This window comes from Citrobacter sp. Cb023, assembly GCF_030336805.1.
In the GTDB taxonomy this organism is placed as follows: Bacteria; Pseudomonadota; Gammaproteobacteria; order Enterobacterales; family Enterobacteriaceae; genus Citrobacter; species Citrobacter braakii.
Window position 1 is genome coordinate 40,537 of sequence record NZ_JAOWCV010000016.1, and the last position, 20,455, is coordinate 60,991.

The 20,455-nt window shown below is 53.2% G+C and carries 20 protein-coding genes; 8 read left to right on the top strand and 12 right to left on the bottom strand.

Going from position 1 to position 20,455, the window contains the following annotated elements; genetic code table 11:
* Positions 1–93 precede the first annotated feature (93 nt).
* Together fdhD and OGW44_RS00290 are read left to right on the top strand one after the other, a co-directional pair.
* Positions 94–930 (top strand): formate dehydrogenase accessory sulfurtransferase FdhD, encoded by an 837-nt coding sequence (gene fdhD / locus OGW44_RS00285; RefSeq protein ID WP_049269659.1) that lies wholly within the window; start codon positions 94–96, stop codon positions 928–930.
* Positions 931–1,058: 128 nt separating this feature from the next.
* Entirely contained in the window at positions 1,059–1,271 is a 213-nt protein-coding gene (locus OGW44_RS00290) for a YdgH/BhsA/McbA family protein (RefSeq protein ID WP_003825262.1), read from the top strand.
* A 56-nt stretch (positions 1,272–1,327) separates the two neighbouring features.
* Here the strand turns inward: OGW44_RS00290 and OGW44_RS00295 are convergent, their stop codons facing one another.
* The 6 genes from OGW44_RS00295 to OGW44_RS00320 form a co-directional block, all read right to left on the bottom strand.
* Positions 1,328–3,073 (bottom strand): putative frv operon regulatory protein, encoded by a 1,746-nt coding sequence (locus tag OGW44_RS00295; RefSeq protein WP_185655068.1) that lies wholly within the window; start codon positions 3,071–3,073, stop codon positions 1,328–1,330.
* On the bottom strand, positions 3,073–4,143 hold the full coding sequence (locus tag OGW44_RS00300) for an aminopeptidase (protein ID WP_185655069.1): 1,071 nt from the start codon (positions 4,141–4,143) through the stop codon (positions 3,073–3,075). The genes OGW44_RS00295 and OGW44_RS00300 overlap by 1 nt, the downstream gene beginning before the upstream one ends.
* A complete protein-coding gene (locus OGW44_RS00305) occupies positions 4,133–5,578 on the bottom strand; it encodes a PTS fructose-like transporter subunit IIBC (protein ID WP_185655070.1) in 1,446 nt (481 codons plus the stop codon). Before OGW44_RS00305 ends, OGW44_RS00300 begins: the two co-directional genes overlap by 11 nt.
* A 10-nt stretch (positions 5,579–5,588) precedes the next feature.
* On the bottom strand, positions 5,589–6,035 hold the full coding sequence (locus OGW44_RS00310; protein ID WP_094761756.1) for a PTS fructose transporter subunit IIA: 447 nt from the start codon (positions 6,033–6,035) through the stop codon (positions 5,589–5,591).
* Positions 6,036–6,217: 182 nt separating this feature from the next.
* Positions 6,218–6,541: an AzlD domain-containing protein gene (locus OGW44_RS00315; RefSeq protein ID WP_016155190.1), complete on the bottom strand. Its 324-nt coding sequence runs from the start codon at positions 6,539–6,541 to the stop codon at positions 6,218–6,220.
* On the bottom strand, positions 6,541–7,200 hold the full coding sequence (locus tag OGW44_RS00320; protein WP_016155191.1) for an AzlC family ABC transporter permease: 660 nt from the start codon (positions 7,198–7,200) through the stop codon (positions 6,541–6,543). The genes OGW44_RS00315 and OGW44_RS00320 overlap by 1 nt, the downstream gene beginning before the upstream one ends.
* A gap of 101 nt (positions 7,201–7,301) precedes the next feature.
* Here OGW44_RS00320 and OGW44_RS00325 point away from each other — a divergent pair, with 101 nt between their 5' ends.
* Together OGW44_RS00325 and OGW44_RS00330 are read left to right on the top strand one after the other, a co-directional pair.
* The gene (locus OGW44_RS00325) at positions 7,302–7,850 is read left to right on the top strand and encodes a helix-turn-helix domain-containing protein (protein ID WP_016155192.1); all 549 of its coding nucleotides are present in this window, start codon (positions 7,302–7,304) and stop codon (positions 7,848–7,850) included.
* A 336-nt stretch (positions 7,851–8,186) separates the two neighbouring features.
* Positions 8,187–9,584 (top strand): carbohydrate porin, encoded by a 1,398-nt coding sequence (locus tag OGW44_RS00330; RefSeq protein ID WP_185655071.1) that lies wholly within the window; start codon positions 8,187–8,189, stop codon positions 9,582–9,584.
* 290 nt (positions 9,585–9,874) lie between these two features.
* Here OGW44_RS00330 and rhaM read toward each other — a convergent pair whose 3' ends face one another.
* From rhaM to rhaB, 5 genes are all read right to left on the bottom strand, one after another.
* Complete coding sequence (gene rhaM, locus OGW44_RS00335; RefSeq protein ID WP_049269664.1) at positions 9,875–10,189, bottom strand: L-rhamnose mutarotase; 315 nt, start codon at positions 10,187–10,189, stop codon at positions 9,875–9,877.
* Positions 10,186–11,334 (bottom strand): lactaldehyde reductase, encoded by a 1,149-nt coding sequence (gene fucO / locus OGW44_RS00340; RefSeq protein WP_016155196.1) that lies wholly within the window; start codon positions 11,332–11,334, stop codon positions 10,186–10,188. The genes rhaM and fucO overlap by 4 nt, the downstream gene beginning before the upstream one ends.
* A 126-nt stretch (positions 11,335–11,460) precedes the next feature.
* Positions 11,461–12,288: a rhamnulose-1-phosphate aldolase gene (gene rhaD / locus OGW44_RS00345; protein ID WP_103848125.1), complete on the bottom strand. Its 828-nt coding sequence runs from the start codon at positions 12,286–12,288 to the stop codon at positions 11,461–11,463.
* A gap of 143 nt (positions 12,289–12,431) precedes the next feature.
* Positions 12,432–13,691, bottom strand: a complete 1,260-nt coding sequence (rhaA, locus tag OGW44_RS00350) for an L-rhamnose isomerase (protein ID WP_019077926.1) — start codon at positions 13,689–13,691, stop codon at positions 12,432–12,434.
* Positions 13,688–15,157 (bottom strand): rhamnulokinase, encoded by a 1,470-nt coding sequence (rhaB, locus tag OGW44_RS00355; RefSeq protein WP_016155199.1) that lies wholly within the window; start codon positions 15,155–15,157, stop codon positions 13,688–13,690. The genes rhaA and rhaB overlap by 4 nt, the downstream gene beginning before the upstream one ends.
* Before the next feature lie 300 nt (positions 15,158–15,457).
* Here rhaB and rhaS point away from each other — a divergent pair, with 300 nt between their 5' ends.
* The gene (rhaS, locus tag OGW44_RS00360) at positions 15,458–16,306 is read left to right on the top strand and encodes an HTH-type transcriptional activator RhaS (RefSeq protein WP_016157890.1); all 849 of its coding nucleotides are present in this window, start codon (positions 15,458–15,460) and stop codon (positions 16,304–16,306) included.
* A 105-nt stretch (positions 16,307–16,411) separates the two neighbouring features.
* The gene (rhaR, locus tag OGW44_RS00365; protein WP_131380439.1) at positions 16,412–17,260 is read left to right on the top strand and encodes an HTH-type transcriptional activator RhaR; all 849 of its coding nucleotides are present in this window, start codon (positions 16,412–16,414) and stop codon (positions 17,258–17,260) included.
* Here the strand turns inward: rhaR and rhaT are convergent.
* Entirely contained in the window at positions 17,257–18,291 is a 1,035-nt protein-coding gene (gene rhaT / locus OGW44_RS00370; protein ID WP_046276208.1) for an L-rhamnose/proton symporter RhaT, read from the bottom strand. The two genes, rhaR and rhaT, sit on opposite strands and share 4 nt — an antisense overlap.
* 289 nt (positions 18,292–18,580) lie before the next feature.
* Here rhaT and sodA point away from each other — a divergent pair, with 289 nt between their 5' ends.
* Entirely contained in the window at positions 18,581–19,201 is a 621-nt protein-coding gene (gene sodA / locus OGW44_RS00375) for a superoxide dismutase [Mn] (RefSeq protein ID WP_185655072.1), read from the top strand.
* A gap of 235 nt (positions 19,202–19,436) precedes the next feature.
* Positions 19,437–20,420: a 2-keto-3-deoxygluconate transporter gene (gene kdgT, locus OGW44_RS00380; protein ID WP_104651887.1), complete on the top strand. Its 984-nt coding sequence runs from the start codon at positions 19,437–19,439 to the stop codon at positions 20,418–20,420.
* The last annotated feature ends 35 nt before the right edge of the window (positions 20,421–20,455 follow it).

Genomic DNA, 20,455 nt, shown 5'->3' on the forward strand with positions numbered 1-20,455 from the left:
GGTCCAGAATTGGGTGAATTTCCCTCCGTCCAGGAGGGGTTTGTAAAGAATACCACAATGTTGGTATGCGTGTTCCAATACGGTTAAAAGAAAGTGAATAAGATTATTCAAGAAAACATCAAGAATGTGACATCTCCGACAGGATCTCGTCAGTTGACCCTCTGGAAGCGCGAGGACTTGCAACATCCTCAGCCAGATGAGGTAGCTGAGGAAGTGCCTGTGGCGCTGGTATACAACGGGATTTCACACGTGGTGATGATGGCATCACCGAAAGATCTTGAGCACTTCGCGATGGGTTTTTCACTTTCTGAAGGCATTATTGAGTCCTCGCAAGATATTTACGGGATGGACGTGGTGCCTTCCTGCAACGGATTAGAAGTGCAGGTTGAGCTGTCCAGCCGGCGCTTTATGGGGCTGAAAGAGCGTCGTCGCGCACTGGCCGGTCGGACTGGCTGCGGTGTTTGTGGCGTGGAGCAACTTAATGATATTGGCAAACCGGTTCAGCCGCTGCCGTTTACCCAGACATTCAATCTGGCGCATCTCGATAACGCCTTAAGGCATCTCCCTGATTTCCAGCCTGTTGGGCAACTGACAGGCTGCACGCACGCGGCTGCCTGGGTACAGCCGTCAGGTCATCTGGCGGGCGGGCATGAAGATGTTGGACGTCATGTTGCGCTGGATAAACTGCTGGGACGACGTGCGATCGAAGGGGAAACCTGGCTGCAGGGCGCGGTATTAGTCTCCAGCCGCGCCAGCTACGAGATGGTGCAGAAGTCGGCAATGTGCGGCGTGGAAATCCTGTTTGCTGTTTCTGCGGCGACAACGCTCGCTGTTGAAGTTGCCGAACGCTGTAACCTGACGCTGGTGGGTTTTTGCAAACCGGGCCGGGCGACGATTTATACACATCCCGAGCGTCTGATAACTGAGTAACCAGCGTTCAATTAATTTGAATAAGACTGGCAAATCCTTCCGCTTTTAGTTGTGCGATGAGATGGCTATTATTTATCACATCAAGGCACGGTGCCTTAATCAAACAACTAAGTTAAAGGGTTTATATCATGAAAAGCATCAAAACTTTTGTCGCAGTTATCGCTCTGGCTACTTCTTTCGGTTCTTTCGCTGCTCAGACAGTTACCGCAACTGGTTCTACACTGGAAAGCGCTGAAGCAAAAATTGCCGCTCAGGCTGAACGTGCAGGTGCCAGCGATTATAAAATCACTCAGGCATACACCGGCAACCGCGTGCACATGACCGCTGAACTGCTGAAATAAAATACCTCAGTACTGTCGAAAGAGCGCCCTTGAGGCGCTTTTTTCATTTCCGGTATTCACTGCCTGAGCAATCCGATAAACGCGTTATAGTCTTTCAATCCCGCAATAGTTTCTGCCGGATGGCTGCTCAGCACGCTGGATAAATAACTGAAGATTTTTAGCTCATGCCGCGCCTCGGCGGCGGCACAGGCGATCAGGACATGGCTGACCGGTTCGTTATTCACCAGAATAGGGTGTGCGAGGGTAATAAAGAAACCACGAAAGCGACGCTCCTGTTCGCTCCAGCAATGAGGAATCGCCAGGCGATTCACGATCAGGTTTTCACCTTCATGCTCCCGGGCGCAAATGCGCAGCGCTTCGTCCTCGGTGATATGGCTCTGTGCCACAAGCTGGCCGCAGATCCGGCCGATGATACTCTGCCAGCTTTCGGCCTCCATATTGGCGTAATGGAAGCTGCCCGGCTGTAAAAAGAAACGTTCGGGCTGCTGGCGGATAAAGGCCGTCGCGAGGAAGTGTTTAATCTGCTCGGTACCCGCAGCGGTGATGATGTTCTTGATGGTTAAGGTATTTTTTATAGATTCATCAAGTAAATAGTGACTATTGTTGATGATTAACAGTGGGGTGATTTCTTCACTGATGGCGCTGACTTCACTCGTATTTCGCGCAATGATCACCCGACAATTCAGAACATCTCGCTCAATAGCCTGTTGGTTGATGGTGGCGATAGCATTCTGGTCGGATAACAAAATGACCGGCTGGCGCTCGTTTTGATGGCGCTCCAGGGCGCAGGCGAAGTAAAGCCCGATGAGGTCGCTATCGAACAGTGGGATATCCAGTTTTTCACGCAACAGGGCAATAAAACGCAGACTCAAATCGAAGGCGGCAGGCCAGGTCGACTTCAGGTTGTGCATACTGCTCTGGCGATGTTCTGGTACCCAAACCGGGGCAGAGACGCATCTCAGCAGGTGGCCGGTAATATTATCAACCAGTTGGGTATCGATAACGTTCAACGCAGCGATGCCGGGAACGCTTTTTAACAACAAGGTCACCGCATCGGCAGAGATTGTCATTGCCTGCCGTTGTCTGATTTCCAGAAGGCCGATCAGTGTTCTGAAGGCGTTCTCGCCCAAGTAGACTCCTCCTTGTTCCACCGCATTTTTCAGTGAAACATACCGACACTCCGGCCATGATCCGGAGAGCTGGTTACGCAGGGCATAGACGGCCAGCACCAGACTTGCCAGGTACTCTCCCGAGATGAGCGGGAATTCATTAAGTTTTTCACATGCTGCATTGAGCCTGTCGATGTTGTCTCGGGTAATACCCGGCAGTGGAATTAAGAGGGGATCTTTTTTAAGCAGATTCGCCAACAGGATAATGCGCTTTTCTTCCGGTTCATCAATGAAATGACCGACGCCCGGGCGGCTGGCAAGACAAAAGGCGCGCTCATAGCGCTGCTTCAACCGTGGGAGACGATCGGCCACCCAGGTTTCAGGTAAATTGAGCGCCGAAGCCAGCTGTACACGCGGTGTAAAGGTATTGAGCAGAAGAAAGGCCAGCAACCGGTCATCATTATCATGGCGTTGCAGAAGCTGAAAATAACCGCGTCTGTCGACAATTTCCAACTGATAGCCCGCACTGCCGCCGGGTTGAATGCGGGCCTTACCGCTGAGGGTAAAATTGAGGTAGTCAATATCGCGCAGGATGGTTCTGCCTGAAACGCCAGTTTGCCGCGCCAGGTCGCCCAGCAAACACGGCTGCTGTTCAAGAAGATTCACCAATTTTAACTGGCGTTCCGAAAGCATTAACTCTCCCGGCGAAAGTCAGTAAACGCGCGGACCTTTTCGGTCGACAACGAGGTGAGCAGTTCGTGCACCAGCGTAAACAGCGCGTCGTAATCCGATGCGGAAATCATGCCGCTGTTGGCGTGGAGATAGCGAGTCGGCAGGCATAGTGCCGCCACCGGACGACCGCCGCCCATAACGTTATAGCGTCCACCGTCCGTCGCCCCGGTTTTCATGGTGCAAAACTGCAATGACGCACCGCTGCTTTCTGCACACGCTTTTAATGTGGCAACCAACTGCTGATTAGGGAAATAGCGCTTATCGAACAGCATCAACCCTGGGCCCTCGCCAAGCTTGAGTGGGTATTTAATGCTGTCGATTCCGGGCACATCGCCCGCAACCGCAGTATCCAGCACGATAACCACATCGGGCTTGATATGCTCCGCTGAGGTTTGCGCCCCGCGTAGACCCACTTCTTCTTCCACACTGCCCACGCCGTACAGGGTAATTTCAGTGGTATTCACGGTTTGTAAAAGCTCGGCCATCAGGGCGCAGCCGACGCGATTATCCAGCGCTTTGCCGACGATCTTATCTTCGCCCCAGCGAGCGAAATTGGCTTCCGGGCTAACGAAATCACCGATCGCAATTCCTCGGTTTTCTACTTCTTCGCGGCTGTTGGCACCAATATCGATGAACATTTCGTCAAATGTCAGAGGTTGCTGTTTCTGCTTTTCCGTTAAGGCGTGTGGTGCTACGGAGCCGATTATGCCAGGGATTTTAACTCCCTTGCGGGTACGGATGACGACCCGGTGGTTCAGCATCGACTGGCTCCACCAACCGCCAATGGTGGTGAAGCGCAAAAAGCCGCTTTCGTCGATATGCGTGACCATAAAGCCCACTTCATCCATGTGACCGACGATGGCAACCTTCGGCCCACGGTTGCCCTTGCGTGCGACAAAGCTGCCGAGGCCGTCAAAAGTGATTTCATCGACGCTGGAATCCAGCGCATTAATGAGAAGAGTGCGAACTTCCTGCTCATCACCGCTGACGGCGCTGGCTTCGCATAACTGCTGAAGTAACTCAATGTTCATGGGCAAGCTCCTGCTGTGCGGCTTTACGTTTCAGCCACAATCCTTTCAGGATGATAATTAACGAAATGTTCAGCGCCAGACCGATAGCCAGCACCAGGTAAAATGACCCCACCGGAGACATCAGGCCAATCAGCGGATCAAAGATACCTAAACCCGGCGCGAGACGTTTGATTCCAAAGGCGATGACCAGCATGCCGGTAATACCACCGGAGAGCGTATTGGCGGTAATCATCGGCAGCGGCGCGGCCAGCGCATAGGGGATTGCCGGTTCGGTGGCGACGGTGGCACCCACCACAATCGCACTGCTGGCGGCGGCCTTCTCCTGCTGGGTAAACAGTTTTGGCGCTAAATAGGTAGCGATACCTGCCGCGACGGGCGGCATCAGCGCCACCACGCCGACGATGGCGTACCAGTCATAGATATGTTTTTCCAGCAGTGAGAAGCAGAAGAACCAGGCCGTTTTATTGATTGGCCCGCCCATATCAAATGCCAGCATTGCGCCAACGAGGAAGGCTGCGCCCATTTTCATTGATGGTGGAATGGTGTTCAGGAAGTGCAGCAGCCCCCCCATGATGTCGGACATCACCGGGCCGATGACGTAATAAGTCAGTACGCCAAACACCAGCAAAGTGACAAACGGGATCAGCATGGAGCCGAGCAGCGGCTGCAACGCTTTGCCGAGCCGAACCTTGCGAAACCAAAGCACAAAGTAGCCAATTGCCAGCCCGAGTACGACCGCGCCGAGAAACCCCGCGCCGGACTGGGTGCCGAGTAGGCCTTTATCGTTCGCCAGGTAACACACCAGAAACGCCGGGGCAAAAGCGGGCTTATCGGCAATCGACCACGCGATGTATGCCCCCATAATGGGGATCATAAAGGTGAAACCCAGATAGCCGATGGATTCAACAACCCAGGTGAACGACGGCGCACCTTTCGACATATCGGCATAGGGCAAACCGAACTGCACCAGCATATTAGCGATGGCGACCAGAATACCGCCGCCAATAACAAACGGCAGCGCGGCGGAAACGCCAGCCATCAGGTGGCTCATCACGCTACCGTGCTGGACCTCCTGTTTTCCCAGCTTTACGCTGCTATCAGTGGCAAAAAGTTGTGAGTGAGTCGGTAACTGCGTAAAAATCAGGTCGATATTTTTCAGCGCCTGGGAAATGGCTATTTCATAGACTTTTTTCCCGGCGAAACGCGCCCGGTCTTCACCGCTCAGGCCGCGACCTGTAGCCAGAATAACGTAATCGGCAGCGGCAATTTCTTCACTGGTCAGTCGGTTTTCGACGCCGCTTGAGCCCTGGGTTTCGACTTTAATCGTATGGCCGAGCGAGCGCGCTTTTTGCTCCAGCGCTTCTGCCACCATATAAGTGTGGGCGATACCCGCCGGACAGTCGGTAATCGCCACTAAACGCAAGGATGACTCCATAGCCGCTTCCTTATGAGGTTAAGGTCTGATTGAGCAGGGCGAGCACCTGGTTGGTGTCGCCTTGCTTCAGTTGGTTGATGAAATCTTGATGGATAATTTTGCGGCACAGGGTGCCGATAATTTTGACCTGATCGTCCTCGCCCGTTTGTGGCACGCCGAGGCAGATCCAGCAGTTAACGTCCTCGCCGTCGCTGGCTTTCCAGTCCACTTTTTCTGATTTGCGCGCGAACAAGACGAAGGGGCGTGTGATACAGGCGCTTTTACCGTGTGGGACGGCAATGCCCGATCCAAAGCCGGTGGAATGCAGCTTTTCGCGTATCAGCAGCGTTTGCAGGAAGGCGCTGCGGTCAGAGACGTAGCCATTTTGAAGCGCCATATTCGCCAGTTGCTTGAGGATGGCATAAACGCTATTCCCCTGAATATTCAGGTCAATGCAGTTAGCTGTAAGGGCTGTCATGATGGGACTCCGTTAAAAACTGTTTGATTTGATTTTAACGGTGAGATGGTGAAGAGATGAGCAGCAATATGTCAGCGAGAAGTGACAATTTGAGACAGAGTTAGCGCCTGGTTTTGTGGGGTAAAACACATAACGCTACAGGTGATTACCCTGATGAATATTTCGCCAGGGTAATTATATTCTTAGTGTATGCCCACCATTCGTAACAGCGCGGTTACCACTGCGGCGGCAACGATCACCACGATCAGCGGCATCTTACGCCAGGCGAGAAATACCGCAAAAGCCACGCCGAGTACGCGCGCCATCCCGGCAAAGTGTTCGCCTTCGTAAAAGGTGGTCGCCAGCGCAACAGAGAACAGTAATACCGTTGCGGCGTCGGAAAGCAGCGCCTGCGAGCGTTCTGAGAACGCTAAACGGCTTCCAAGCTTAGCTCCCCCTAAACGCATTAAATACGTTCCCAGAGATAACATGGCGATACCGACGATAAACAGCGTCATGTTGCCCATCATTTTTTCCTCGTCAGTAAGCCAAAGAGTGAGAGCAAAACCGGTAAACCGACCGGCGCAAAGGGAATGGCGGCAAGCGACAACGTGGCGCCGCTACAGGCACGAATCAGCGTAGTGCGGTTTTTGAATGCCGGGACGACCAGAGCCAGCAGAATGGCAGGGAAGACGGCATCCAGACCGATGGTTTCCGGGGCAGGGAGCAGTTTGCCGACGCCTGCGCCGATCAGGGTGCCAACAGGCCAGAAAATTGCGACGCCCAGACCGCACAGCCAGTAGGCGGCTTTACGTTGCTCAGGCGTTTTTTGCGACAGGCCAAAGACTACGCTTTCGTCGTTCATAATATGACAGCCGAGGAAACTGGCAGCCCGGGTGCCTACCAGATCGCGCACGGTGACGCCGAACGGCACGTGTCGGGCGTTAACCAGTAAACCCGCAGCCGCAGCCGCCAGTGGATTACCACCGCTGGCGATAATGCCGATAAACATAAACTCGGACGCGCCCGCCAGCACAGTAATAGAGAGTACAAACGGTACCCACAGCGGGAAGCCGTAGGCCATCGCCAGCGAGCCATATGACATGCCGACTACACCGACGGCCAGACAGACTAAAAATATTGCTTTTATCGTGTCGCCTTTGAGACTGGAAAAATAATGTTTCATACCGTTTTAGCCATATCGAACGAGTTTCCATTATAATGAACGCGACCAATTGGCTTTACAAGTCGAACAATTCGTTCGATATAAAAAACATGGAGTCGTGAATGACCCAGCCCATCAGTATGATCGCGAAAAGTCTGGTGCGTGAACGTCAGCGCACTGGTTTGTCGCTGGCGGAGATTGCCCGTCGCGCGGGGATTGCAAAATCGACACTCTCGCAATTGGAAGCGGGCAATGGAAATCCTAGCCTGGAAACGCTCTGGTCGCTGTGTGTGGCGTTAGATATTCCCTTTGCGCGCTTGCTGGAACCGCAGGAGCAAAAAACGCAGGTGATTCGCCGCGGCGAAGGGACAAAAGTCGTGGCTGAGCAGGCCCACTATCAGGCCATTTTACTGGCAGCCTGCCCACCGGGTGCGCGGCGGGATATCTATCTGCTGCTGACGCAGCCGGGCGCGGATCGTATTTCACAACCGCATCCACCGGGATCGGTTGAACATATTATCGTAACGCAGGGTAAGGCGATGGTGGGATTGACGGAAGCGCCGGAGGAGTTAGGTGAGGGCGATTATATTTGTTACCCTGCCGATCAAGCGCATATCTTTAAAGCACTGGAGCCTGACACTCAGGCGATTCTGGTTTCTGAGCAGAGTTAATTGAACGCTTATTAAATAAAGGCGCGGCGATTGTCGTTCGCGCCTTTATTATTTTTAATTATATTTTATTGTTATTCATATAAAATTGTTTTTATTATTTTTCGTTAATTTCAGCACTATTGTTATATCCCTCACATTCTTAATTATATCTACGTTACACATAATAAAATCAGTATGATAATAAATATTAGCCTGCACTGGTGCCACGTTTTAATGTTCTGAATTTATTTCAGTCATCGGTATCGTATTACCTATAAAAATATTTTTTGGATTTGCATGTTGCGCGTCTTCCGGTCGGAAGACGTTGGACGATCTTTATTTCAAGGAAAGCAAATAATGAAGAAATCGACATTAGCTTTAGCAATAGGTCTATTATTAGTGGCAAATAATGGCTTTGCTAAAACGCAAAAAATGACTCTGGAACAGCGGCTCGAACAACTGGAGGCTCGGCTGGAAGCTGCGGAAAACCGCGCGGCAAAAGCGGAAAATCAGGTGCAGCAATTGCAGGTACAGCAGGCTGCAGAGATCCAGGAAATTAAAGTTGCTCAGGGAAATACGCCAGTCAACGGCACTACGCCCGCACAAGAGACCAAAAAGAACGCCACTACCCCTAATCTGGTGCTCTCCGGCTATGGCGATCTGAAAATCTACGGCGACGTGGAATTCAACATGGATGCGGAAAGCAACAAAGGCGTGCTGGCGGCAACCAATTCGAATGTGGGCGACCCAACCAATGAACGCTGGGATCTGAACGGACGTATCCTGCTGGGCTTTGACGGTATGCGTAAGCTGGATAACGGCTATTTCGCCGGTTTTTCAGCGCAACCGCTGGCTGACATGACGGGTTCGGTCAATCTTGATGACGCCGCTTTCTTCTTCGGTCAGGAAAATGACTGGAAAGTAAAAGTCGGTCGTTTCGAAGCTTACGATATGTTCCCGCTGAATCAGGATACCTTTGTTGAGCATTCAGGGCATACCGCCAACGATTTGTATGATGACGGTAGCGGCTATATCTACATGATGAAAGAAGGTCGTGGCCGTTCAGATTCCGGCGGCAGCTTCCTGATGAGCAAACAGCTCGATAACTGGTATTTCGAGTTAAATACCCTGCTGGAAGATGGTACCTCGCTTTATCAGGATAGCCGCTATCATGGTCGTGAAATGTCGCAGGAGAAAAACGTGGCTTATCTGCGCCCGGTCGTCGCCTGGACACCGGTGGATGCGCTGACGATTTCTGCGGCCATGGAATCGAACGTTATCAATAACGCCTATGGATATACCGATGCTCAGGGCAACTTTGTCGATCAGTCCGATCGTAACGGTTACGGTATGACGATGACCTGGAACGGTCTGAAAGCCGATCCGGAAAATGGCCTGGTGTTTAACCTGAATACCGCTTATCTCGATGCGGATAACGAAAAAGATTTTACGGCGGCGGCCAACGCTCTGTGGAAGCGCTTTGAACTGGGCTATATCTATGCTCATAACAAGATCGACGAATTTAACGGTCTGATCGATCACGATGATAATGACTGGTTCTACAATGAGGGCACTTACGATATTCATACCATTCACGCGTCTTATTTAATTCCGAACGTGATGGATATGCAGAACTTTAATATTTATCTCGGCGCTTATTATTCGATGATTAACAGCGATAACAGCAATCCGGAGAATTATACCGACGACGACGACCGTTACGGCGCGCGTCTCCGCTTCAAATACTTCTTCTGATTTTCCGTTCTCAGGCGCCTGGATTCAGGCGCTTTTTCTTAGAGCCTGGTCATCAGGCTTTTATTTTCCCACCAAGTTATTTTTGATTTTGAACTTGTCGGCGCGGTTGTAGCTACACGAGTAGTTAAATGCAGTCCCGTCTTCCAGTTTGGTGACGCCGGAGACTTTCAGCATCGGTATGCCTGAGCAGGTGCTGGGTTGTGAGGAAAAGGCGTGGATGACAAAACGAACGCAATGCTGCTGACGGGAGAAAAAGGTTTCCTCCCCCGTCAGGGGAGGAAACAGAGCGGTTAAGGCAGATAAAACACTTCTTTTAGCTCAGCGCTGACCGGGCTGTTGTCCGGGTTTGCCGGCATTACATCACGCATATGCTTCCACCAACGCTGGCAAACATCGGTGCTGGCAACGGCGTTCCAGCGATCTTCTGACTCAATCTCGACGGTGGCGAACAGCAGGTTGCGTTCCTGATCGAGATAAATCGCGTAGTGATGGGCACCGTGCTCTTTCAGCACCGCTTCCAGTTCTGGCCAGATGGGATTGTGCCGACGTTGATACTCAACGTGCGCGTCGGCATTCACCTGCATCACAAAGGCCTTGCGGATCATAACGCCTCCAGATACAGCTCGCGGACCTCATCGCGGCTGGCAGTGCGCGGGTTACACGGCGCGCATGGATCGGCCAACGCTTTATCCAGCCAGCCTTCAATATCCTCTTTCGTCACGCCAAGGGAACTAAAACCAGCCGGAATACCTACACGCTTGCTCAGGGCACGAATCGCGGTGATGGCCTCCATGCTTGCCGCTTCGTCGCTCATCCCGCGGGTGTCCACTCCCATCGCCTGCGCCACTCGGGCAAAACGCGCCACGGCGTTCGGGCGGTTAAAGTTTTCGATGATCGGCAGCAGGATGGCATTGCAGACGCCGTGCGGCAGGTTGTGGGTCGCGCCTGGCTGGTGTGCCAGCGCATGCACCAGACCCAGACCTGCGCTGTTGAATGCCATACCCGCCAGATACTGACCAAACGCCATTTGCTCACGGGCCTCGAGGTTATGACCATCGTCGACCGCTTTCGGCAGCCACAGGTTGATCAGGCGAATTGCTTCCAGGGCGTTGGCGTCGGTGAGCGGATGCGCGCCAACGGAAACATAGGCTTCCACCGCGTGAGTCAGGGCGTCCATGCCGGTTGCGGCGGTAACGGAGGCTGGGATTTCCAGCATCACGCTGGCGTCATCCACGGCGATATCCGGGATGATGTTCGGGTCGATGATCACCTCTTTGACCTTGCGGGCAGAGTCGATAATGACCGCGTTGCTGGTCATCTCTGCTGCTGTACCAGCAGTGGTATTGATGGCAACCAGCGGCACGCCCGCATTTTTCACTTTGCCCACGCCGGAGTAAGCGGTAGAAGGGCCAGGGTTGGCGGTCAGGATCTTCACCGCTTTGGCGGTATCGATCGGGCTGCCGCCGCCGAAGGCGATAATGTAGTCACATTCTGCCCCCTGATATGCCGTAAAACCTTTCTGTACCAGCTCTTCTGTCGGATTCGGGAACACCTCATCAAACAGGTGGTAAGACATTTGATGTTCATCCAGTGCGGCAAACAGGCTATCCAGCAGGCCCAGCTTCACCAGCTGACCATCGGTGACGATCAGTGCTTTGCCCCATTGTTTATTCGCCACGAGATTCACCATATCGGCAATCGCGCCGGCGCCATGCAGGCTAATTTTTGGCAGTGCCAACATAAAGCTCATCACTATTCTCCTTAAAAAAAATCCCTGGTGCCCGATGGCATTACGCTTATCGGGCCGACGGTGAAACGTGCATCGTCATGTAGGCCGGATAAAGCGAAGCCGCATCCGGCGTTGAGTTGGCAGGTATCAGTACAGCTCTACGGCGCTGGCCAGCGGAGTCACGCCAAAGCGTTTAGCCAGTGCTACCAGCTCTTCACGTGTGATGGTCTGCTTCATACCGCCCATCGAATAGATTTTGACTAAAACTTCGGCGGATTTTTCTGCGGTATCTATCAAGCCAAATGCTTCGTCGAGGGAGGGACCGCTGCCGAACACGCCGTGGAACGGCCACAGTACCAGCGAGTGTTTCTGCATTTCCGCGGCGGTTGCCTGGCCGATTTCATCCGTACCCGGCACCATCCACGGCAGAATGCCGACGCCATCCGGGAACACCACCAGACACTCGGTGCTGCCTTCCCACAGTTTGCGGGTAATCAGCGGGGTGTTGTTTTCCAGCACGTAGGTCAGGGCGATCAGGTTGGTAGCATGGCAGTGCATGATCACGCGGTCTTTGCCGTTCGTCGCTTTAATACGCTCGCAATGGGAGAGGAAGTGAGCCGGCAACTCGGAGGTTGGCACCGCTTCGTGGGTCAGGCCCCAGAGGATGTGGTAGCCCGCGCCGTCGCTGTCTACTTTCACCACGCCCAAATTTGCCGCGGGATCGAGCTGAACGTTACGGAAAAATTTACCGGAACCGGTGACGATAAACGGCGTGTTAGCCAGCAAAGGCATTGGCTGACTTAGCGCGATATAGCGCGGTTTTTCGTGGAAATCGGCGCTAAATGGCGCAATGTCAGCCTCATCCAGACGCAGCGTCAGGTTGCCGCCGTTACGTTCGTCCCAGCCTTTCAGCCACGCGTCGGAAGTGGCTTTGATCATCCCCTGGACGAACCAGGAATTAGTCATGTTTTGCATATTCGGTGATCCTGTTGATTGCCCGATTATTATCGGGTCTTACGTAGGCCGGATAAGTGAAGATCCATCCGGCAATCGTGTTTCATTCATTGCCGGATAGCGACGTGGGGCGTCATATCCGGCCTGTAAGCCTGGTGTCACGGTTAGCTACGTTTGCTCAAAATCTCTTTCTCATAGGCGCGCACGCTGTCCAGCCACTGGCTTCCCGCTGGCGTGTCGTGACGCTGGCAATACATCTCCCAGACGGCCTGCCACGGCAGCGATTTTTGCTCTTCCAGCAGGGCCAGACGAGCGGTGTAGTCGCCGCTGGCTTCAAGCTGACGCAGTTGTTCGGTCGGTTCTAACAGCGCGCGCAGCAGGGCTTTTTTCATATTGCGAGTGCCGATAACCCACGCGGCGATGCGGTTAATAGAGGCGTCGAAGAAGTCGAGGCCGATGTGTACGCGGTCAAACAGGTTGTGGCGGACGATCTCGCTGGCAATCGCCTGCGTTTCGTCATCCAGCAGCACCACGTGATCGCTGTCCCAGCGCACCGGACGGCTGACGTGCAGCAGCAGACGCGGTACGTACAGCATGGCGGCGGAGATTTTGTCGGAAATCACTTCAGTCGGATGGAAGTGACCCGCATCCAGGCACAGCGCGGTTTGACGGCTGGTGGCGTAACCCATATAGAACTCGTTGGAGCCCACGGTGTAGCTTTCGGCGCCGATGCCAAACAGCTTGCTCTCGACGGCGTCGATATGGTGCGCCGGGTCGAGTTTTTCGCTGATCACTTCATCCAGTGCTTCAAGCAGACGTTGGCGCGGCGCTAACCGGTCAACGGTGATGTCTTTCATGCCATCCGGGATCCAGATATTCATCACCGACGGCGTACCCAACTGCTCGCCAAAATACGCTGAGACGCGACGGCTGGCTTTGCAGTGGTCAATCCAAAACTGGCGAATGGTGTCATCGGCGTGGGCCAGCGTGAAGCCGTCGGCGCTCAGCGGGTGAGAGAAGCAGGAGGGGTTGAAATCCAGCCCTAACTGGTTTGCTTTCGCCCACTCGACCCAGTTTTTAAAATGTTCAGGTTTGATTTGGTCGCGGGCAACCGGCGTATCGGACTCCAGATAGATCGCGTGCAAATTCAGACGTTTTGGACCTGGGATCAGGCTCAGCGCCTGCTCCAGATCGGCGCGCAGTTCGGTGGCGTTACGCGCTTTGCCCGGATAGTTGCCGGTGGCCTGAATACCGCCTGTGAGCGAGCCTTCCGGATTCTCGAAACCGGCGACATCATCGCCCTGCCAGCAGTGCATGGAGACCGGCAGACGATCGAGCTGGCGTAAGGCCGCCTCGACATCAATGCCTACCGCGGCGAAACGCAGTTTTGCCAGTTCCCAGGCTTGTTCAAGTTGAGTGGTCATGCGCAAAGCTCCTTTGTCTGTCGTAGTGATGGAAACTGCGCCTGGTAGCGGGCAATTTCACTTTCAGGATTTGGAATGAAGGTGGTCAGGTCGTAGTTGGCACGCACCACCTGACGGAAATCATCGACGTTGTTAAGCTCGTCCAGCGTCATCAACTGGATGCCAATATTGCCGAGCGTGGAGGCCTCAATCGGCCCGGACATCACGCGAATACCGCAGGCATCCGCGCATAGCTGGTTCAGTAGGGCGTTCTGGCAGCCGCCGCCAACGATGTGCAGTTGGCTAAATGCTGCACCACGCAGTTGTGCCAGCTCTTGCAGAATGTCAGCGTATAGCAATGCCAGGCTGTCGAAGATACAGCGCGCCAGTTCGGCGTTTTGCTGGGGAACGGGTTGACCCGATTCACGGCAGGCCGCCTGAATTTCCGCGCTCATATCGTCGGGGTTGATAAAGCGATCGTCGTTCGGGTTTATCAGGAATTGGCAGGCCGGCAGCGCTTGCGTTTGGGCAATAAGCGTTGGCAGGTCGGTAATCTGGCGCTCTTTTAAAACGCGCTGGAGCAGCCACAGTCCCATGATGTTTTTCAGGACGCGGTAGCGCCCTTCCGCGCCCCCTTCGTTGGTGATGTTCGCCGCCAGCGCCGCATCGTTGGTATACGGCGTTCTGCTCTCAAAGCCCATCAGCGACCAGGTACCGGAAGAGAGATACGCACTATTTTTATCGGCCAGCGGTGAAGCGATGACCGCGCTGGCGGTGTCGTGACTGGCGACGGCCACAACCGGAATTTGGTTTTTCTGCGGGCAAATCCAGTGGCCAATGACGTTCCCCGGATGCGTCGGGCGACCAAACCAGGCTTTGTCTGCCCCGGTCCACGCCAGCAGCGTGTCATCCCAGTCGTCGGTGTTGATATTGACTAACTGGGTGGTGGTGGCGTTGGTGTATTCCCAGTTCAATTTGCCGGTCAGGCGAAAGCTGAAGTAGTCGGGGATCAGCAGAGCATGTGCCACCTGCGCAAGCAGTTCTGGCTGCTGTTCAACCAGCGCACGTAGCTGATACAAGGTGTTAAACGGCAGAAACTGAATGCCGCTACGGCGGTAGATTTCACCTTTACCTGGCTGCGCCATCGCCTGTGACATAATGCCGGTCGTGCGGCTGTCACGGTAAGAGACCGGCAGACCAACACGTTGGCCGGCGTTATCGATCAATACGTAATCCACGCCCCAGGTATCAATGCCAATGCTGTCTATCCGAATGCCTTCATCACAGACTTTTTTCAGGCCAAGGCGAATATCGTTTTCCAGGCTGTCGATGTCCCAGGTGTCAAAACCGTCCGTTTTTTGCAGACAGTTAACGAAGCGGTGGATTTCACGCAGCGTCAGGGTGCGGTGTTTACTGTCGTAACGTGCGAGCATTACGCGCCCACTGGATGCGCCGAGATCGACAGCGACACAATGGCGAAAAGTCATGGCGAGGTCCTTCTGAGTTTTATTGCACTCAGTCTAAGAACCCCGAATAAAGCGTACCTTCTTGACAGTGACAGCCCCAATTAGCGGCTGGCAACATGGCAAAGGTGAACGTGATGTTGTTCACAGTTTCCACTAATAGCGCGGATTTTGGCGGATGTGACGCCTTCCGCATTTCCCGATCTTTCCCGCCATTTCTTGAAGAATTAACCATGTTTACGCACTTTGGCGTCAAAAAATTAAGGTGAGGGTAGGAACCCTTAATTACTATTCAGCCATATTCGTTAATCAGGGGGAGCCGTCATGACCGTACTGCATTGCGTGGATTTTTTTCCGACAGGTAAAGCGCCTGTGGCTATTGAACCGCGGCTTCCTCAGCCCGCGTTTCCTGAACATCATCATGATTTTCATGAAATTGTGGTGGTCGAACATGGAACGGGGATCCATGTGTTCAACGGACAGCCTTACACCATCAGCGGCGGTACGGTGTGTTTCGTCCGCGATCATGACAGGCATTTATATGAACATACTGACAATCTGTGTCTGACCAATGTGTTGTATCGCTCTCCGGATGCGTTTCAATTTCTGGCCGGGCTGAATCAGCTTTTGCCTCAGGAACAAAATGGGCAGTATCCCTCCCACTGGCGCGTAAACCAGGGCGTACTGCAGCAGGTTCGTCACCTGGTGGGGCAGATGGAGACGCTCGGCGAGGAGATGGATACGCCCACGGCGGCAAATCGCGAGATCTTGTTTATGCAGTTGCTGGTACTGCTACGTAAAAGCAGCCTGATGGAAGCGGCGACCGATAACGATGCGCGGCTTAACCTTTTGATGGCATGGCTGGAGGATAACTTTGCCGAAGAGGTGTGTTGGGAGGCGCTGGCCGAGAAGTTTTCGCTCTCTTTACGCACTCTGCATCGCCAGCTTAAACAGCAAACAGGATTGACGCCGCAGCGCTACCTTAACCGTCTGCGACTGATTAAAGCCAGACATCTGCTCCGCCACAGTGATGACAGCGTGACTGATATCGCTTATCTCTGCGGTTTCGGTGACAGTAACCACTTTTCGACGCTTTTTCGCCGAGAGTTCGAGTGGTCGCCACGCGATATTCGTCAGGGGCGTGACCTTATAGCGGGAAGCAGCCTTCAGTAACGCGAAAGCTATCAACGTTTTTTACCGTCCGTTTGCTGATAATCATACCCTTTCATGCCGGATAAGCGCAGCGCATCCGGCAAGCGTACAGGTTGAGGTGATGTGATGGCGAATCATCTGGTTCTTTCGAAATCAGACTTTTTTGCGCATGAGCAGCAGGCTGTCGCCGTGGCCGATCGTTATCCGCAGGATGTCTTTGCTGAGCATACCCACGAGTTTTGCGAGCTGGTTCTGGTCTGGCGCGGCAATGGTCTGCATGTCCTAAACGATCGTCCGTACCGGATAACCCGTGGCGATCTGTTTTACATTCGCGCCGAAGATAAACACTCCTACACCTCCGTTAACGACCTTGTGCTGCAAAATATCATCTACTGCCCGGAGCGGTTAACGCTGAATGTTGACTGGCAAGGGGCGATCCCCGGATTTGACGGTACGCCGAGGCAGCCGCACTGGCGACTCGGCAGCGTTGGCATGACCCAGGCCAGACAGGTGATAAGCCAGCTTGAGCATGAAAGTAATCAGCGCGATGCGCAGGCCTTTACTATGGCTGAGCTGCTGTTTGGTCAACTGGTAACTCACCTTAAACGTCATCGTTATGCCACGGATACGCTCCCGGCGACGTCAAGTGAAACGCTGCTGGATAAACTGATCACCGCGTTAGCCGGTAGCCATGAGCATGCGTTCGAACTGGATACGTTTTGCGAGCGTGAACGGTGCAGCGAACGCGTTTTGCGCCAGCAGTTCCGTAGCCAGACCGGGATGACTATCAACCAGTATCAGCGCCAGGTGCGGGTGTGCCATGCACAGTATCTGCTCAAGCATAGTCGGTTGATGATTAGTGAGATTTCCATGCGCTGCGGCTTTGAGGATAGTAACTACTTTTCGGTGGTATTCACGCGCGAAACCGGGATGACGCCGAGCCAGTGGCGTCATCTCAGTACCCAACATGATTAGCTGGCCATTCCCAGACCAACAATGTTTGCCGCGACAATGATCACTACGCAGCCAAGACTTAGCACGCTGACCGGACGGCGACCCGCGTTTTTCCACTCTTTCAATACCAGTCCGACAATTCCGCCGCACAGAACATAGAAGCTCATGTGCAGCATCCAGCTTACATAGTCATACTGTGCCGGAATACGAGCGTGGCCCCAAGCGTAGAAGAAGAATTGCAGATACCACATCAAGCCACCAAGTGCGGAGAGCAGCACGTTGGTGATAATTAGCTGTTTGGCTAACGAGAAGTCAGCTTTTATCGACAAGTTTTTCACTTTTGCCAGACGAATGAAGCAGAAACCCAGGTTGACTAGCGCGCCACCGCCCATGATAACCACATAGCTTGGCAGGGCGACATACAGCGGATCAACGCCCAACGCGGCGGCGGCATCGTGCATTGGTTTAGCAGCGTTCATCGCAAATGACATCCCGGCAGAGAAAATGCCGCACATGACCGCCAGAACCAGACCTTTTTTCAGATTGAACTCTTCCGCTTTGATGCCCATTTTGCGTTCTTTTAACTGACCCGCACGGGTAACAATGCCCACGCCAATCAGCGCGACCAGCACGCCAAGCAGCGTCATGCGTCCGCCAGAGGTGTTGATCAGTACATCAAAGTTGCCGTTAATAATCGGGGTCATCAGCGTGCCGACAATCAGCGTAATACCAATCGCAATGCCGATGCCCATCGACATACCGAGATAGCGCATGGTCAGGCCATAGTTGATATTACCAATCCCCCACATCGCACCGAACAGAAACACCGGCGCCAGCGTGGAGAGGCTAAAGGAGCTGAAGTAGGCCCAGAAATCGGGAAGTAACATGGCGCTGATGGTCCATGGGAGGATAAGCCAGGAGACGATCCCGCCAACCGACCACATCGTTTCCCATGACCAATGTTTGACTTGCTTGAACGGGGCATAGAAACAGGCGGCACTGGCTGCGCCTATCAAATGCCAAAAGATACCCATCGTAATCGCGTTACTCATGACTTAATCCTCGTTATTTTTTATCGTCGGTAATTACCCCTCCGACCAAACGAGTTTAAAAATTATGCAGGTAGTTAACCTTTTAACGATTGCCGCCATTTGGCGCATGTTGGCAATCATCACGTTAAGTGGGTGATTCGGCTCACATCTTTAGCAATGGACTTGAGTCATCAAAACCTTGTAAAAAGTACGGCATTGATAATCATTTTCAATATCATTTAATTAACTATAATGACCCAACTGCTTACGCGGCGTTAACACTGGCCGCCCGACAATACTGGAGATGATTATGAGTTATACACTGCCATCCCTGCCGTACGCTTATGATGCCCTTGAACCGCACTTCGATAAGCAGACGATGGAAATCCACCATACCAAACACCACCAGGCTTACGTAAACAACGCGAACGCTGCGCTGGAAAGCTTGCCTGAATTCGCGAGCCTGCCTGTTGAAGAGCTGATCACCAAACTGGATCAACTGCCAGCAGACAAGAAAACCGTACTGCGTAACAACGCGGGCGGCCACGCTAACCACAGCCTGTTCTGGAAAGGTCTGAAAACCGGTACTACGCTGCAGGGCGACCTGAAAGCGGCTATCGAACGTGACTTCGGCTCCGTGGACAACTTCAAAGCTGAATTTGAAAAAGCTGCGGCAACCCGTTTTGGTTCCGGCTGGGCGTGGCTGGTTCTGAAAGGTGACAAACTGGCTGTTGTTTCCACTGCTAACCAGGATTCCCCGCTGATGGGTGAAGCTATCTCTGGCACCTCCGGCTTCCCGATCGTGGGCCTGGACGTTTGGGAACACGCTTACTACCTGAAATTCCAGAACCGCCGCCCGGACTACATCAAAGAGTTCTGGAACGTGGTGAACTGGGACGAAGCTGCCGCGCGTTTCGCAGCGAAAAAATAAGTTCTACGCTTTAGTAAGCCCCTGCAAGCGATGCTTGTGGGGGTTTTTTTGTGATCAAAATCAACATAAAAACAATGATCCATTTAAATTGAAACAAGGTTTTATTATGCGAGTGGGATCACTTTTATAGTCTCTATGAATGTCTATCTTCGTTTCATCAAGACGGGCGCATCTCATAAGCAAGATGCAATCGCCCATAAAAATTGCCCCATTTTTATGTCTACAGGTGATGGAAATGCAGATCAAACAAACGATAGAGAAAATCCCAGGCGGCATGATGCTGGTGCCGCTTTTTTTGGGCGCGTTGTGTCACACCTTTTCCCCCGGCGCCGGGAAATACTTCGGCTCCTTTACCAACGGTATGATCACCGGTACGGTGCCTATTCTGGCGGTCTGGTTCTTTTGTATGGGGGCGTCGATCAAGCTAAGCGCCACCGGTACCGTGCTGCGTAAATCAGGCACGCTGGTCATAACCAAGATTCTGGTAGCGTGGGTGGTCGCGGCGATTGCTTCACGTATTCTGCCGGAACATGGTGTAGAAGTTGGTTTCTTCGCCGGCTTGTCTACGCTGGCGCTGGTGGCAGCCATGGATATGACCAACGGCGGGCTGTATGCCTCGATTATGCAGCAGTACGGCACCAAAGAAGAGGCCGGGGCGTTTGTCCTGATGTCGCTGGAGTCTGGCCCGCTGATGACTATGGTGATTCTGGGAACCGCCGGGATCGCTTCGTTTGAACCACACGTGTTTGTGGGGGCCGTATTACCGTTCCTGATTGGCTTTGCGCTGGGGAATCTGGACCCTGAGCTGCGGGAGTTCTTCAGCAAAGCGGTGCAGACATTGATTCCTTTCTTTGCCTTCGCACTTGGTAACACCATTGATTTGAGCGTGATTGCGCAGACCGGTGTACTGGGTATTTTGCTGGGCGTGGCGGTAATTATTATTACCGGTATTCCATTGATTATCGCCGATAAACTGATTGGCGGCGGCGATGGCACAGCGGGGATTGCGGCCTCCAGCTCAGCTGGTGCGGCGGTCGCTACGCCAGTGCTGATTGCTGAAATGGTTCCGGCATTTAAACCGATGGCGCCGGCAGCAACTTCCCTTGTCGCCACGTCGGTGATTGTAACCTCCATTCTGGTGCCGATTATCACTTCCATCTGGTCGAAAAGAGTAAAATCCAGGGCGGCGGAAATTGATATTCGTAGCGCCGTGAAGTAAGCCTCTTTTGCCGGATGGTCTGTTCCATCCGGCTT